Annotated in this window: 14 protein-coding genes; 9 read left to right on the top strand and 5 right to left on the bottom strand. The window is 40.6% G+C overall.

Going from position 1 to position 13823, the window contains the following annotated elements; translation table 11 throughout:
• The first annotated feature begins 10 nt into the window (after nucleotides 1-10).
• The 3 genes from V7K79_RS02090 to V7K79_RS02080 all read left to right on the top strand — a co-directional run bounded on the left by V7K79_RS02090 (nucleotide 11) and on the right by V7K79_RS02080 (nucleotide 4714).
• On the top strand, nucleotides 11-1687 hold the full coding sequence (locus tag V7K79_RS02090; RefSeq protein ID WP_335044253.1) for a PfaD family polyunsaturated fatty acid/polyketide biosynthesis protein: 1677 nt from the start codon (nucleotides 11-13) through the stop codon (nucleotides 1685-1687).
• A gap of 2 nt (nucleotides 1688-1689) precedes the next feature.
• Nucleotides 1690-3204 carry a thioester reductase domain-containing protein gene (locus V7K79_RS02085; protein WP_335044250.1) on the top strand — a complete coding sequence of 505 codons (1515 nt, stop codon included), beginning with the start codon at nucleotides 1690-1692 and terminating at the stop codon, nucleotides 3202-3204.
• 706 nt (nucleotides 3205-3910) lie between these two features.
• Nucleotides 3911-4714, top strand: a complete 804-nt coding sequence (locus V7K79_RS02080) for an SDR family NAD(P)-dependent oxidoreductase (RefSeq protein WP_335044248.1) — start codon at nucleotides 3911-3913, stop codon at nucleotides 4712-4714.
• A 48-nt stretch (nucleotides 4715-4762) separates the two neighbouring features.
• Here the strand turns inward: V7K79_RS02080 and hetI are convergent, their stop codons facing one another.
• Complete coding sequence (hetI, locus tag V7K79_RS02075) at nucleotides 4763-5470, bottom strand: 4'-phosphopantetheinyl transferase HetI (RefSeq protein ID WP_335044246.1); 708 nt, start codon at nucleotides 5468-5470, stop codon at nucleotides 4763-4765.
• A gap of 671 nt (nucleotides 5471-6141) precedes the next feature.
• Here hetI and V7K79_RS02070 point away from each other — a divergent pair.
• Together V7K79_RS02070 and V7K79_RS02065 are read left to right on the top strand one after the other, a co-directional pair.
• A complete protein-coding gene (locus V7K79_RS02070) occupies nucleotides 6142-6411 on the top strand; it encodes a hypothetical protein (RefSeq protein ID WP_335044245.1) in 270 nt (89 codons plus the stop codon).
• 43 nt (nucleotides 6412-6454) lie between these two features.
• Nucleotides 6455-6622 carry a hypothetical protein gene (locus V7K79_RS02065; RefSeq protein ID WP_335044243.1) on the top strand — a complete coding sequence of 56 codons (168 nt, stop codon included), beginning with the start codon at nucleotides 6455-6457 and terminating at the stop codon, nucleotides 6620-6622.
• A 147-nt stretch (nucleotides 6623-6769) separates the two neighbouring features.
• Here the strand turns inward: V7K79_RS02065 and V7K79_RS02060 are convergent, their stop codons facing one another.
• A complete protein-coding gene (locus tag V7K79_RS02060) occupies nucleotides 6770-7831 on the bottom strand; it encodes a YheT family hydrolase (protein WP_335044241.1) in 1062 nt (353 codons plus the stop codon).
• A gap of 157 nt (nucleotides 7832-7988) precedes the next feature.
• Here V7K79_RS02060 and V7K79_RS02055 point away from each other — a divergent pair, with 157 nt between their 5' ends.
• Together V7K79_RS02055 and V7K79_RS02050 are read left to right on the top strand one after the other, a co-directional pair.
• Nucleotides 7989-8732, top strand: a complete 744-nt coding sequence (locus tag V7K79_RS02055) for a response regulator transcription factor (protein WP_334913079.1) — start codon at nucleotides 7989-7991, stop codon at nucleotides 8730-8732.
• A 430-nt stretch (nucleotides 8733-9162) separates the two neighbouring features.
• Entirely contained in the window at nucleotides 9163-9609 is a 447-nt protein-coding gene (locus V7K79_RS02050) for a hypothetical protein (protein WP_335044240.1), read from the top strand.
• Nucleotides 9610-9674: 65 nt separating this feature from the next.
• On the opposite strand, the gene V7K79_RS02045 is transcribed toward V7K79_RS02050, so the two are convergent.
• Nucleotides 9675-10517 (bottom strand): methyltransferase domain-containing protein, encoded by an 843-nt coding sequence (locus V7K79_RS02045; protein ID WP_335044239.1) that lies wholly within the window; start codon nucleotides 10515-10517, stop codon nucleotides 9675-9677.
• A 165-nt stretch (nucleotides 10518-10682) separates the two neighbouring features.
• Nucleotides 10683-11900, bottom strand: coding sequence for a tRNA preQ1(34) S-adenosylmethionine ribosyltransferase-isomerase QueA (queA, locus tag V7K79_RS02040; protein WP_335044237.1), 1218 nt, complete (start codon nucleotides 11898-11900; stop codon nucleotides 10683-10685).
• Nucleotides 11901-12173: 273 nt separating this feature from the next.
• Here queA and V7K79_RS02035 point away from each other — a divergent pair, with 273 nt between their 5' ends.
• Nucleotides 12174-12563: a hypothetical protein gene (locus V7K79_RS02035; RefSeq protein WP_335044235.1), complete on the top strand. Its 390-nt coding sequence runs from the start codon at nucleotides 12174-12176 to the stop codon at nucleotides 12561-12563.
• Nucleotides 12564-12633: 70 nt separating this feature from the next.
• On the opposite strand, the gene V7K79_RS02030 is transcribed toward V7K79_RS02035, so the two are convergent.
• Nucleotides 12634-13164 carry a YraN family protein gene (locus V7K79_RS02030; RefSeq protein ID WP_335044234.1) on the bottom strand — a complete coding sequence of 177 codons (531 nt, stop codon included), beginning with the start codon at nucleotides 13162-13164 and terminating at the stop codon, nucleotides 12634-12636.
• A gap of 11 nt (nucleotides 13165-13175) precedes the next feature.
• Here V7K79_RS02030 and V7K79_RS02025 point away from each other — a divergent pair, with 11 nt between their 5' ends.
• On the top strand, nucleotides 13176-13784 hold the full coding sequence (locus V7K79_RS02025; protein ID WP_442938883.1) for a pentapeptide repeat-containing protein: 609 nt from the start codon (nucleotides 13176-13178) through the stop codon (nucleotides 13782-13784).
• Nucleotides 13785-13823: the final 39 nt, after the last annotated feature.

Here is a 13823-nt window from a genome sequence, read left to right as displayed (position 1 = left end):
GATAACTGCCGTGACAACCGTAGATACGGTACTAAGTAAACACGATAATGGCCTTAATTTCTCTTCCTGGTCTTATAACAAAAACCAGGTTTGGAAAGGTTCTTTAGAAACTGTATCTTTTGAAAAACAAACCATCAAAGATAAATTGATGGTGTTAAATAAACCCTGCTACATCGTGAAAGTTGCCGGAAAAATCGGTGTCACTAATGAGGGGTATTTATCCCCTGGTGATAATGGCACAACAGCACAAGTAGAACTGCTGACATTTGCAGCCCCAATCCACATTCAACAATTTGGAGATCCCAATTTTCTCTCCTCTCATGGAGTGAAATATGCCTATGCTACTGGTGCAATGGCTGGTGGAATTGCTTCTGAAGAAATGGTCATTGCACTCGGAAAAGCACAAATTTTGAGTTCCTTTGGCGCAGGTGGTTTAATTCCAGAACGTTTGGAAGTAGCCATTAACCGCATTCAAGAAGCTTTACCTCAAGGACCTTATGCTTTTAATTTAATTCACAGTCCTAATGAACCTGCGATTGAACGCCGGGCTGTGGATTTATATCTCAAATATCAAGTGAGAACAGTAGAAGCATCTGCATTTCTCGACTTGACCCCCAACATTGTTTATTACCGGGTTGCTGGATTGGGGTTAAATAACGCCAATCAAATTGAAATCAAAAATAAAATCATTGCCAAAATTTCTCGTCGAGAAGTTGCTACTAAATTTCTCCAACCAGCACCAACCAGAATACTCAAAGAACTTCTGGAACAAAAATTAATTACTGAGTTACAAGCAACTCTTGCAGCCAAAGTTCCAATGGCTGATGATATTACCGTTGAGGCTGATTCTGGAGGTCATACAGACAACCGTCCTTTGGTTTGTGTGTTACCTTCTATTATTGCCTTGCGCGATGAAATTCAAGCACAATATCATTATCAAACACCCATTAGAATCGGAGTTGCAGGTGGAATTGGTACACCACAATCAGCATTAGCAGCTTTCATGATGGGTGCTGCTTATATAATGACCGGCTCAATTAATCAGTCATGCATTGAATCTGGGGCTTGTGAACATACCAAAAAGTTATTAGCTCAAGCAGAAATGGCTGATATGATTATGGCCCCAGCAGCAGATATGTTTGAAATGGGAGTCAAATTGCAAGTTCTCAAACGGGGTACAATGTTCCCCATGCGAGCGCAGAAATTATTTGAACTCTATCGCGCTTATGATTCGATTGAAGAGATTCCTTTGACAGAAAGAGAGAAATTAGAAAAACAAGTTTTTCGCAAAACTATTGCTGAAGTATGGGAAGGAACTGCGGCTTATTTGTCCCAAAAAAATCCTGAAAAACTGGGGAAAGCAGTCAATAATCCTAAATTGAAAATGGCGTTGATTTTCCGTTGGTATCTAGGATTATCTTCTCGCTGGTCTAGTTCTGGTGAAAAAGGTAGAGAAGTCGATTATCAAATTTGGTGTGGCCCGGCAATGGGCGGTTTCAATGACTGGGTACGCGGTTCCTATTTGTCTGAACCTAATAATCGTGGTGTAGTTGATGTTGCTAATCAAATTATGACTGGTGCAGCCTTTTTATATCGCGTTCAAAATTTGAAAATTCAAGGACTGCAAACTTCCGATTATTACAGTCAATATCACCCTGTTCGTTCTACATCATTGTTGGAGATTTAAAAATGACTATAAAACAGTCTTTCACAGCAAACGATATTCAAATATTTTTGGTATCTAACTTAGCTAAGTTGCTAGAAGTTGCGACTGATGAAATAGATGTCAAAGAACATTTAGAAAACTATGGGTTGGATTCAGCCCAAGCAATGATTCTAGTAAGTAACTTAGAAAAGTTACTCGGATTTCAACCCTCTCCTTTGCTTTTGTGGCATTACCCAAATATTGAAGCTCTTTCACAGCGTTTGGCTGAAGAAGTGCAAGAAGATTCACCGATTCAAGATACAGGAGTGATAACCTCTAATGCCAACACTGCACCCTCTGTTCTAGATTTAGGTGCTGAGACTGTTCTTGACCCCACCATCCATCCTGGTGCTGCATCTAATGTACTTGTAGGTGAACCCAAGAACATCTTTTTAACTGGAGCAACAGGCTTCTTAGGAGCTTTTCTCATCCGAGAATTGCTACAGGAAACCAAGGCGGATATCTATTGCTTAGTACGTGCTGCTAATGCCGAAGAAGGCAAAAGCAAACTCCAAAATAATCTGCAACAGTATGCAATTTGGCAGGAAGAATTTAACTCCCGAATTATTCCAATTGTCGGTGATTTATCTTTGCCATTGTTAGGTGTTGGCTCGGAACAGTTTCAAGTTTTAGCTGCCAATATTGATACTATCTATCATAGTGGTGCTTTATTGAATTATGTTTTTCCATATTCAGCATTGAAAGCAGCCAATGTTTTAGGAACACAGGAAGTTTTGAGATTGGCTTGTCAAATTAAAGTCAAGCCTGTACATTACGTTTCTAGTGTAGCTGTCTTTGAATCCACTGCTTATGCTGGTAAGGTTGTTAAAGAACAGGATGAATTCAATCATTGGGAAGGTATTTATCTTGGTTATTCACAAACTAAATGGGTAGCTGAAAAGTTAGTAAAAATTGCTCGTGACCGTGGACTTCCTGTAACTATCCACAGACCACCACTAATTTCAGGTGATAGCAAAACAGGCATTTGTAACACACATGACTTTATCAATTTGATGGTAAAGGGCTGTCTACAAATGGGAAGTTTTCCCGATGTAGATTATATGTTGGATATGTCACCTGTGGACTATGTAAGTAAAGCCATTGTTTATCTATCACAGCAAAAAGAATCTATAGGTAAGGCTTTCAATTTACAACATCCTCAACCTGTCTCTTTGAAAATGTTAGTTGATTGGATACGCTCTTTTGGTTATTCAGTTGAGATGATTCCTTACGAAAAATGGCAATCAGAGTTAATCAATAATGTGTCTTCTGTAGACAATCCTTTGTATACTCTGCGACCATTTTTACTAGAACGCTGGTCTGATGAACAACTGACTATTCCTGATTTGTATTTGCAAGCTAGAAGACCTCATATTAGCTGCCAAGATACTCTTCATGCACTAGCAGGTAGTTCTATTGCTTGTCCTCCAATTGATTCTCAATTGTTTATGACTTACACTGCCTACTTGATTCAAACTGGCTTCTTAAATATCGCTTAGAAACTCAAAAATTGCGTAGGATGTGTTAGAAAATTAACGCACTGTTCCAGATATTTTCGGTGCGTTACGGCTACCAGAACGTACCCTACTGGAGTGACACAACTAAAATAGTGTATCAGATGTAGGTTGGATTGAGTAACGCAAAACCCAACATTGATCGGAGTGTTAGGTTTCGTTCCTTAATCCAACTCACAAATTTTTTTGTAACAATTTAGCCTTGCCACGCCACTACAAAATAATTTTATTTAGTCTATGTTTTTTAAAACTCAGTACTACTGAATAGCCAATATTTCAGATGCCAGCAACAACTGATACACCAACAGAGGCAATATAATAATTGCCCTATTTGTTATGCTCAATCATGTAAATTTTTAGGATTCCCCCCTTGACAGAAGCAATTGAGGATAGAATGGTTAGTGTCGGGCGTAAAAGTTTAATTTTTCTTACTGGCTTTTGTGAGTAATCAAAAGCTAGCGCTAGTAATTTTAAATCACCGAATTTCTTTAGTGCCCAACTTCTTCGATGCATAAATCCTAAATTTTCGTTTGGACAGCTACATCTATCCAATGCACCACATAAGCTATTGAAAGGGTAATAGCTTAAGACATTTATCGTCGGTTCAGATATTACGCGTACTTAATTGTAAAGCAAGAACCAATATAAATGCAATGCAGCTTCATCAAATTGAATTCATCAACATTTTTACATGAACAAAACACATCAAAGACAGAGCAGACAAACTGCTCTTATTACTGGGTCAGCTGCTGGAATTGGCTACCAATTAGCGTGTATTTTTGCTGCTCATGATTATAATCTGGTCTTAGTAGACAGAAATGGCCCAAAGTTAGTAGAAGTTGCTGTTAAATTCCAAGAAGAATTTGGAATTTTTGTCAAACCTATTGTTAAAGATTTATCTAAATCAACGGCTCCTGAAGAAATTTTTACAGAGTTGCAACTCGCTGATATAAATGTTGATGTGCTGGTAAATAATGCTGGATTTGGTATCTATGGATTATTTCACGAAACTGACCTAGCTACCGAACTGGAAATGCTACAGGTAAATTTGGTGTGTCTCACCCATTTAACTAAGTTATTTTTGAGGGGCATGGTAAAGCAAGGTGAGGGAAAAATATTAAACGTCGCCTCGGCTGCTGCTTTTCAACCAGGGCCTTTGATGGCGGTTTATTTTGCTACTAAAGCCTATATCTTATCTTTTTCAGAAGCGATCGCTAATGAATTAGAAGGTACAGGTGTCACTGTGACAGTTCTTTGCCCAGGCTCAACCGCATCTGCCTTTCATGAAAGAACCGGAATGGCTGACTCTAAGCTGCTCAAGGGTAAGAAAATGATGGATGCACAAACAGTAGCAGAAATTGGTTTTCGCGCCTTAATGAAAGGCCAAACTATTGTCATTCCTGGTTTGATGAATAAATTACTTGCAAAAATCGTCAGATTTGTACCCAGAAAGTTGGTGACAAAATTTGTGAGAAATATGCAGGAAGATAAGTAAGTATGGGGCATTGGGCATTCACTAATGACAAATGACAAATGACTAGGATTAATACTGCCAACATTTTAAATCCCAGCCAAAATTCTCTACTGCAACAGCAGCAACATAATTGCTAGCAGGTACTAGTTCAAAAAGACTCCAGTCTTCAGTTATCTGTAACTTGGCTGGTTCTGTAGGAGTCAGCGACACTTCAACTTGCTCTAATTGGGATAATCCGTCTCCAGTTGCCTTTAAATAAGCTTCCTTACAAGTCCAGTAACGGAAAAATACCTCTTGCTGTTGGTCGGGAGATAGCGATCGCAACATTTCATATTCTCTCAGCAAAAAGAACCGTTTGGCAAGAGCTTCCAAATCAGACATCGGGCGAATATATTCTAGGTCTACACCAATTTCACTAGTACAATTCACCGCACACAAACCCAAACCTTGGGAATGAGACAAGTTAAACGCCAGTCCACTATTGGCAAATTTATCTGCTAATACTGGTTTGCCACGTTGTTGATAATTAAACTCTACTTGTGACGGCTGAATACCCGAATAGCGACCTAATATAGTTCGTAGAATACCACGACCAGCGATGAAACGCTGCCGATGTTCCTGAAAATAAAACCGTTCAGCACGAGCTATTTCGTCACTGGAAAGAGTTGTTGCTAAATTTTGCAGATGTGATTCTGATTGGTCAAGGTCTATACACCAGACATGAATCTCATCTGGTAATAAAGTTAAATCCGTCGGTGCAGGCAGCCAGAAATTCATAATAATTCGTAATACTCGCCAAAGGCGAGAAGCAAGCTACGTAATTCGTAATTCAGATTTTGTTTGGGTTTTCTTCTTTTTGTATTGGATAACGTTTTTTACTCTAGTAGTTTATTCACAACAATTATTATGGGTGGATCTGATTTGACGCTTTAGCGCTACTATACTATGTGCTAGACCAACGCGGTAAGCGTCGTAGCCAGTCCGTCAGGCTTATCACTTCTCAGCTTTAACACGAGGTAATAGCTTTGGAGAACAAAAAGGATTTTATAAGCTTTACAACAATTATTTTTATTGAGTAAGTAGGGTAATTGCATCAAATTAGGGCAATGCTTTCTAATTTGATGGATAGCATTTCAAATATTAGCTTAATTACTTAGCAAAGTAGCTGCACTTGTTTTTCCTATAATGAATCTGCCAAAGGAGTTGTTAAATGTTAAGTCAGGATGTAAACATAACTACAGGTAGCTGTCTATGAGCGCTTTTCCTGAGTAATATCCTGATTTATTACTATACATATATGTGCGATTTTTATTACTTTAGATGTACGATTTGAAACTCAAGGTTAAATCCTTTGAAAGAGAATATATTAAAACCCTTGACAGAGAATAATAAATTTTCCTTTGGCTACAACATTAGCTATACAGTTTTACTCCAAGGAATTACGAGGAATGTCTGCAAGTGTTTTGCCAGAACCTAAGTTTTGTAAAGGTCAGATAGTAAGTTTTATAGGTGGGGAAGGCGTCATTAAAAACTACCGATTTGAGTCAGGTAACTGGGAATATTTAGTCAAGATGCCTATGGGGCCAGAGCCAGAAATGGGTCGGGTTGGTTATGAAACAATGATTTGGCTACCTGAAGTAGATATTTCTTCACTGATAAATCATTTTTCTGGCAAATTGTTAAATCTGGAACAAAAAAACCTTGCCAAAGCTTGTTAAAAACTTATTAGAATTACTTTTTTGCAAGACATAGTGAGGATGAATGATTACTAATTTGGAGTACCTCGCTTTCTTTGTGCTGCTATTGACAGCGCTACTATTAGCAATTAAAGAAATGAGCGTTGCTTTGGATGATGTAGATGTTGAGCGCTTTACTCTCTGGACAGGTATTGCTTCTGTTATTGCTGGTTTACCAATAATATTGTGGTAGTTCTTTCAGCCAATGCCATCCTCTTTATTGCAATAGTTTATTTAGGATAAGTAGTAAAAACAAGCTAATATGTTCATCTTTTTGGACTTCCAAACAATACGACTCCATCCGTCGAGTAACCTAGCAGCTAAAATATTGTTTCGCCTATTATTTTCTTTGTTGCTGCAACCATTGTAAAATCCGATTCCATGCCCACCAAGGGTCAGGGTCTTGTAATTGATGTTGACACTTTTTACTACTCATATAGCCAACATGGCCGCCGTAACGAGTGAGCAACAAATCTATTGCGGGATTGCGATCGCAGGCAGCTTGCAAGTCAGGTATGATGGCTGGGTCAAAAAGTGGGTCATCGGCAGCATAGATAATCAAAGTCGGTTTTGATATTTGCGGTAATATTTGTAGAGCGCTGCTGGCTTGGTAATATGCTTCCACCGAAGGAAAACCTAGTCGGTTAATTACCAATTCATTGTCAAAACCCCAGATACTATTTGCCCGTTCAATCGCCGCTGGGTCAATGCTTCCAGGATGAGCATCATGTATTCGCCATGCCAGTTTTTTTAAATTCTGTGCAATCTGCGTTTCCAAATATCTACCAAAGGGCTTAGTGACTAGATAAGATAGTGATCGCTCAGAATCCAAACTGGGACAAATCACCATACCACCACCAATATCGCTATCTTCTAGTCCTAAATCTTCATGCTCTCTAATCACTTCACCACATACTTTCAGTGCCCATAGCGTCAATTGCCCTCCTAAAGAAAATCCTGTAAACCAAAATTTTCCCGGACATCCCATTGCCTTAGCAGCGGCGGCAATGCGAACATAATCTTCCCCCTCATACAGTCCATCGGAAGTCAGAGTTGGCGAAAAGTCGGCGGTTTTACCGTGGGCACGCCAATCAAATAACACTACAGCGTACCCTTGAGCGTAGGCTTTACGTCCTAGTACCCTCAAAGACCATTCCGTCTTTAATTCTCCAGTAATGCCATAAGTACCAATAATTGTACTATGAGCATTTTCAGGAATGGCAACCAAGCCAAAAATTGGCACACCTTGCCCACCTATAAAGATTTTTTCATGATAAGACGGTTCTGGGTTTTGATTAGTACTTTCCCAGTAACGGCTTCCCCACAAAGCGGTGTATACAGTCATCATTACACCGTTTTGTAAAAACCAAGACGGATTGTAGGGAGGAGTATAACACATCATAGACTATAAGATTTCGTGTAATTGAGTCTTGATTTCACAGTCATTTAATCTTAATATTTATGTAAGATTTAAAACCTTTTTCATAATTGATTCAAAAATCTTTGTATCTATCAAAGGTTGTTAATTATCCTTAATAAGTAGTAATAATTTTTTAAGAATGCCGAGGATTCTTGTCATAGACGATGACCCAGCGATTTCAGAACTAGTTGCCGTCAACTTGGAAATGGCTGGCTACGATGTTAGTCAAGCTGAAGACGGCATCAAAGGTCAAGCGCTGGCTCTCCAGCTACAACCAGACTTGATCATGCTCGATTTAATGTTACCCAAGGTAGATGGGTTTACCGTTTGCCAACGTCTGCGCCGCGACGATCGCACCTCTGAGATTCCTGTGTTAATGCTGACGGCTTTGAGCCAAACTCAAGACAAGGTGGAAGGCTTCAATGCTGGCGCAGATGACTACCTCACCAAACCTTTTGAAGTTGAAGAACTGCTGGCACGCGTGCGGGCACTTTTGCGGCGTACTGACCGGATTCCCCAAGCCGCAAAGCACAGTGAGATTCTCAACTTTGGCTCATTAACCCTTGTTCCGGAAAGATTTGAGGCGATATGGTTCAATGAAACGGTGAAATTGACTCATTTGGAATTTGAGCTACTTCACTGCTTGCTGCAACGCCACGGTCAAACGGTTTCTCCTAGCGAAATCCTCAGAGAAGTTTGGGGCTACGATCCTGATGATGACATAGAAACGATTCGAGTCCATATTCGCCACTTGAGAACCAAGCTAGAACCAGATCCTCGCCATCCCCGCTATATCAAGACAGTGTATGGTGCTGGATACTGTCTGGAATTACCCGCTATACCTCCATCCAATGAAGGGGCTTCGGTAACAGTAGTTGAATGAAATCACGCTAAATTCCCTTAACTAAGCTATCACTTAGGCAAGAACTCTCTGTAACTCTTATTCCTTACCGCTTAGTTAAGGTTATTGATGAGATTTTCGGTATGTAGAGACGTTGCAATACAACGTCTCTACAAGCATATCAGTGAAAAATTAAGATGAAGCGTTTTTTGTCAATGAGTTAAAATACTCAAAATAAGCTTAGTAAAAATGATAATCGTGTGATACAGAGGGAGAGGATGTGATTTTCAGTAATACTTCTCTGCCTCTTTTTGATTATCATTATTTTCAAAGTCTTTGACAGCTTAAAAATTATATGAAAAAGTTCTAAAAAAGTATTGTAACGACAGAATAACTTTATCAAAAGCGTGCTTCATTCTTAAGTAAATTCAATTATGAAGTTGAAACAAGTGCAAAATTGGAGTTAATAAGAATGCGGTTTTTTATAAAAGGTTATTTGGTGAGTATGTTAGCTGGAGTCGTAAGCTTAGTAGCGAACCAAGCTTTGGCAGTAACGGGCCCAGGAGCTACTATGAAGAATTCCTATCCCCAAGATAATTCATGTTTAAGCACTTCGAGTTATGGAGGAATTATTAATAACTGTAGTTACAGTGTTCAAGTCGTAGGAACCCTGCAACTGTCAACCGGTTCTCACCCAACGTCAGTCTCTATTTATGGAAATAATAGCTCGTGTCAAACACTTTCGATTAATGGTGTTGGAAACGCTGCCTTTGTTGGTTCTATAATTTACACTACTTCTGGGCCAAAAGTTTGGCAAACCCTGAATCTTGGCAACCTTTATGTCTATGACGGTACAGGCCCAATCTTTTCGTGTTCGCTCGAAACAGGTGGCATTATAGGCAATTTCACAGCAGATTGAATTTCTGAAATTATAGTGCGATCGCGCCGTAATGAAACAGCGCGGTCTTTTCCCAAAGAACGTTTTTACTTATTCCCACACAATAGACCAAACCGAACTAACCCGCGTTCATAACCGCGACGCATCAACCCCAGTGATAACGCCCCTTGAATGGTAGTCCAACCGGCATTGAGTAAGCCCCAAAGTGCTTGGGGAGTGAACGCCGAATCAATTACTACATTCCAAAAGGGAGCGACGGCGGTTGACCAATCGGCAGTGCGAATATTGTTTAATGGAAGTTGACGGGCGATCGCTTCATACTCTGGTAAAGAAATTACATAAGGCAAACAATACACCCGATAAATATCTTGCAAATGCTTTTCTTCTTCTGCCGTCAGTGGTAACTTATCAGTTGGTCGATGACACCAAGTCACCATAATTAACTTGCCGCCAGGTTTCAATACCCGATAACATTCCTGGAGAAACTTAGTTTTATCTGGCATGTGTTCGCCACTTTCCAGCGACCAAACCAAGTCAAAATAATTATCAGCAAAGGGCATTGCTTGAGCATTGGCAACCTGAAACTGAGTTCTCAGACTCAAATTCGCTTCCGTTGCGCGTTCCGTTGCTCTGGCAGCTTGCACAGGACTTAAAGTAATTCCTGTAGCCTTAGCATTAAACTTTTCTGCCAGGTATAAAGAACTGCCACCAATACCACAACCCACATCAAGGATATTTTCTGCTGCTTGTACCCCCGCCCAATTGAGCAGTTCTTCAATTAAATCAATTTGCGCTTGCCGACGGTCTTTTTTCTGGCTGCCATCAGCCCCATAGTAGCCGTGGTGCATGTGTTCGCCCCAAATCTGTTCCCACAGACCAGAGGAAGCATCGTAGAACTGCTGAATTTGCTGGTAAAGTGTTGCACTCATGAAAAAAGTAGTATTGAGACGAAGTAGAATTCAAAAAACATACTGGTAGGCTACCATGTATATTTTTAAATGAGGTGAGAATATTAATTTTGAATTTTGTTGCTCTTTTAGAGACGCTAACGCGAACGCCAACGGCATGGCCACGAAAGAAAAAATTCCCAATTATTATTGTACAGACGCGATTAATCGCGTCTCTCCCACAGCTGACGGCAAAATTAGCATGGCATCACCGAATGAATAAAAGCGATATCTAAAAGCGATCGCTTCATTGTATATATTCAATAATCGTTGTCTGCCAATTAAGGCACTTACCAACATCAACAAACTAGAACGCGGTAAGTGAAAATTTGTAATCAAACCATCTACCACTCGCCATTGGTAGCCAGGATAAATAAACAAGTCTGTTTTTCCGCAAAACGGTTGTAAATTACCAGATTGAGCCGCCCCTTCTAAAGCCCGTACTGCCGTTGTTCCCACAGCAATAATTCGACCGCCAGCTGCTTTAGTGGCGCGGATTTGCTCTACTGTAGCGGCGGGAACTTCAATCCATTCTTCATGCATCTGATGGGTAGTTACGTCCTCTACTTCCACAGGGCGAAATGTGCCGACACCAACGTGTAGCGTCACAAAAGCTTGATTAATTTTGCGATCGCACAACTGTTGTAATAATTCTGGAGTAAAGTGTAATCCTGCCGTTGGAGCTGCGATCGCTCCTGGCTGTTTGGCATAAACTGTCTGATACTGCTCATCAGCAGCTTGTGAGGTAGTGATGTACGGTGGTAACGGTACTTCACCAAATACCTCTAACAGTTGCACCAAAGTCTTTTCTGCTGGGACATCAAATTGTAATAAACGCCCCCCGGTTGCTGCATCTGTTTCCAGAACCGTAGCGGTGAGTTGAAGACTGGGAACTGGGGACTGGGGACTAGGAAGTTGGGAAGAATCTTCCCAATCCCCAATCCCTAATCCCCACTCCCTAATCCTCACTCCCTTTGCTTCAAAAATAATCTTCGCTCCCAGTTTGAAGCTTTTTCCTGGCTTAACTAAAGCTAACCAACAGTTATGCTGCCGTTCTTCCAAGAGCAACACTTGGATTTTAGCACCAGTGGATTTATGACCATAAAGCCGCGCTGGAATGACTCTTGTATTGTTCATAACCAACAAATCACCAGAGCGCAGCAGTGCAGGCAAATCATGGAAAATGTGGTGTTGGGGTGCTGTTTCAATACCTGAAGTGAGAGAATCAACTACCAGTAACCGCGAACTATCTCTCGGAACTGCTGGATTTTGGGCAATGAGTTCTGGAGGTAGTTTGTAGTCATAGCCAGCTACCGAGCAATCTAATTCCAAATCTTTTTCTTGTGGGCTAGAACTATCTTTCAAATTGGCTTATACTAGTTTTTGCTTTATCTTAGTATTTCTACTCGCTTAAAAAAGCTTCATTTAGCTTTTCCTTATAAAGGAACTTTAAAGCATCTTTACTCAGTTTGGTCGCAAGGCTATAAGATTGTTACTATTAAGTAACACGGAAAAATTAACATAAAAATTGGGTAAACCTCCCCATCAAAAAACGGGGGCTTTTACCCTACCGGGAACAGGCACTGATTGACGAATATAGATATGTAGGATTGGCTTTGATCCCAAGCACCAATAAACATGGAATACTTGTACTATCTGGCAAATGCCAGTCTAACCCTGAGGGTCGTTCAACACCTCCACGCTAGACCCCAGACACCAGTTTCGTTCGTCACCGTAATTCATCAAATTGATGGCTGGGTGGTTAGGATCAAACTCAAAGGTCAAGTCTCGCCCCAAGAAGATGGCGACTTTCGGGCTTTTCTAAATGAATTAGGAATTAGCTACGAACCGCCAATGAGGGTGCAAATGGCACTTTGGAGTTTGGAAGCGGGACAGTGCCCTGTGGATGTGATGCGTCGTTATCAAGTAGCGATCGTTTCTCATGGTAGCCCAGAAAGAGAAGAAATTGAAGCGTTCCGGCAACAGTTTGTCCGGGGCTTAGGTTACTGTCCAGAAACTTTGGCGTGATCCTATTTGGTTGTAACGTCACTACAAAATTATTGGTTATTGGTAATTAAGATATTTTATCGATTACCGATTAACCATTATCAATTGAAGAGTCGAAAGCTGCCAGAATGTATTCTTGCAGCTTAAACTTATATCCGGGTACTGATAAAGTAGCTAGAGCTTCCTGATTTGCTGTAATCCCAGTCAGATTTTTTGATATCCTTTGACAGTAGACAATAGCAACATCAAATCTACAAGAATAATCTGCCTTCTCTGGGTACTGGGCTAAGAATATTTCAGCTGTCCGCCAAATTTTTGCTTGCTTTTGTGGGGTGATTGCACTTCTTCCCCCTGTATCCCAACTACCTGAACTACGGGTTTTAACTTCAACAAATGCCAATAATGAGTGCTGAGTACTGAGTTGTCCTACTGTTCCCTTGCTCCCTTGCTCCCCAGCTTCCTCTGCGTTTCTAGCATATTCAGCAATGATATCAATTTCCCCCCAGCGGCTAGAAAAGCGGCGATGGAGAATTAGCCAACCAGTAGATTGCAACCATTGAGCTACTAGGTCTTCTCCTAATGAACCAATATCTGGATAATGAGATGGAGGAAGGTTAGCCATTGACTAAAAATATGATGAATTTTATAAATTCTAGGTTAAGCGATGCCTGCGGCGGGCTACGCCTACGCACTACGGGTTCTACACTCGCCTTATCGCGAACAAAGCTAGGGTTGAAGCGTAAAACAAACCATCGAATTTGGGCAAGTATACTCAGCTTATTCCTCTGGGGAATAGTTGGCATTACCGCAACAGTCGGTTTTGCTCCAACAGCTTTGGCACTTGAATATAATAAAGAAATTTTGGTTGAGGCTGATTTTTCAGGACGCGATTTAACAGACTCCAGCTTTACCAAAGCTAATCTTCGCCAGAGCAACTTTAGCCAAGCTAAGTTGAATGGTGTCAGTTTCTTTGCAGCAAATTTGGAGTCTGCAAATTTGGAGGGTTCTGATTTGAGAAATTCCACTTTAGACTCAGCTCGTTTAGTCAGAGCAAATTTGACAAATGCACTGTTGGAAGGTGCCTTTGCTGCTAATGCCAGATTTGATGGTGCAATCATTGATGGGGCAGATTTTACCGATACGCTGCTGCGTCCCGATGAGCAAAAAAAATTGTGCAAACTTGCCAAAGGGACTAATCCCACAACAGGACGAGATACGCGTGACACGTTGTTTTGTCCTTAGCTGACAACTAAAGATATGGGGCATTGGGCACAGTTGTTC

The organism is Nostoc sp. (genome assembly GCF_036917575.1).
GTDB lineage: Bacteria > Cyanobacteriota > Cyanobacteriia > Cyanobacteriales > Nostocaceae > Nostoc.
Note: the sequence above shows the minus strand (reverse complement) of the source record. Positions and strands in the feature narration are given on the sequence as shown.

What these genes read in the sequence shown, in the direction of transcription:
- V7K79_RS02085 (WP_335044250.1), top strand. Translation starts at nt 1,690, where the DNA reads ATGACTATAAAACAGTCTTTCACAGCAAACGATATTCAAATATTTTTG.
- V7K79_RS02080 (WP_335044248.1), top strand. Translation starts at nt 3,911, where the DNA reads ATGAACAAAACACATCAAAGACAGAGCAGACAAACTGCTCTTATTACT.
- hetI (WP_335044246.1), bottom strand. Translation starts at nt 5,470, where the DNA reads ATGAATTTCTGGCTGCCTGCACCGACGGATTTAACTTTATTACCAGAT.
- V7K79_RS02070 (WP_335044245.1), top strand. Translation starts at nt 6,142, where the DNA reads ATGTCTGCAAGTGTTTTGCCAGAACCTAAGTTTTGTAAAGGTCAGATA.
- V7K79_RS02065 (WP_335044243.1), top strand. Translation starts at nt 6,455, where the DNA reads ATGATTACTAATTTGGAGTACCTCGCTTTCTTTGTGCTGCTATTGACA.
- V7K79_RS02060 (WP_335044241.1), bottom strand. Translation starts at nt 7,831, where the DNA reads ATGATGTGTTATACTCCTCCCTACAATCCGTCTTGGTTTTTACAAAAC.
- V7K79_RS02055 (WP_334913079.1), top strand. Translation starts at nt 7,989, where the DNA reads ATGCCGAGGATTCTTGTCATAGACGATGACCCAGCGATTTCAGAACTA.
- V7K79_RS02050 (WP_335044240.1), top strand. Translation starts at nt 9,163, where the DNA reads ATGCGGTTTTTTATAAAAGGTTATTTGGTGAGTATGTTAGCTGGAGTC.
- V7K79_RS02045 (WP_335044239.1), bottom strand. Translation starts at nt 10,517, where the DNA reads ATGAGTGCAACACTTTACCAGCAAATTCAGCAGTTCTACGATGCTTCC.
- V7K79_RS02035 (WP_335044235.1), top strand. Translation starts at nt 12,174, where the DNA reads ATGGAATACTTGTACTATCTGGCAAATGCCAGTCTAACCCTGAGGGTC.
- V7K79_RS02030 (WP_335044234.1), bottom strand. Translation starts at nt 13,164, where the DNA reads ATGGCTAACCTTCCTCCATCTCATTATCCAGATATTGGTTCATTAGGA.
- V7K79_RS02025 (WP_442938883.1), top strand. Translation starts at nt 13,176, where the DNA reads ATGATGAATTTTATAAATTCTAGGTTAAGCGATGCCTGCGGCGGGCTA.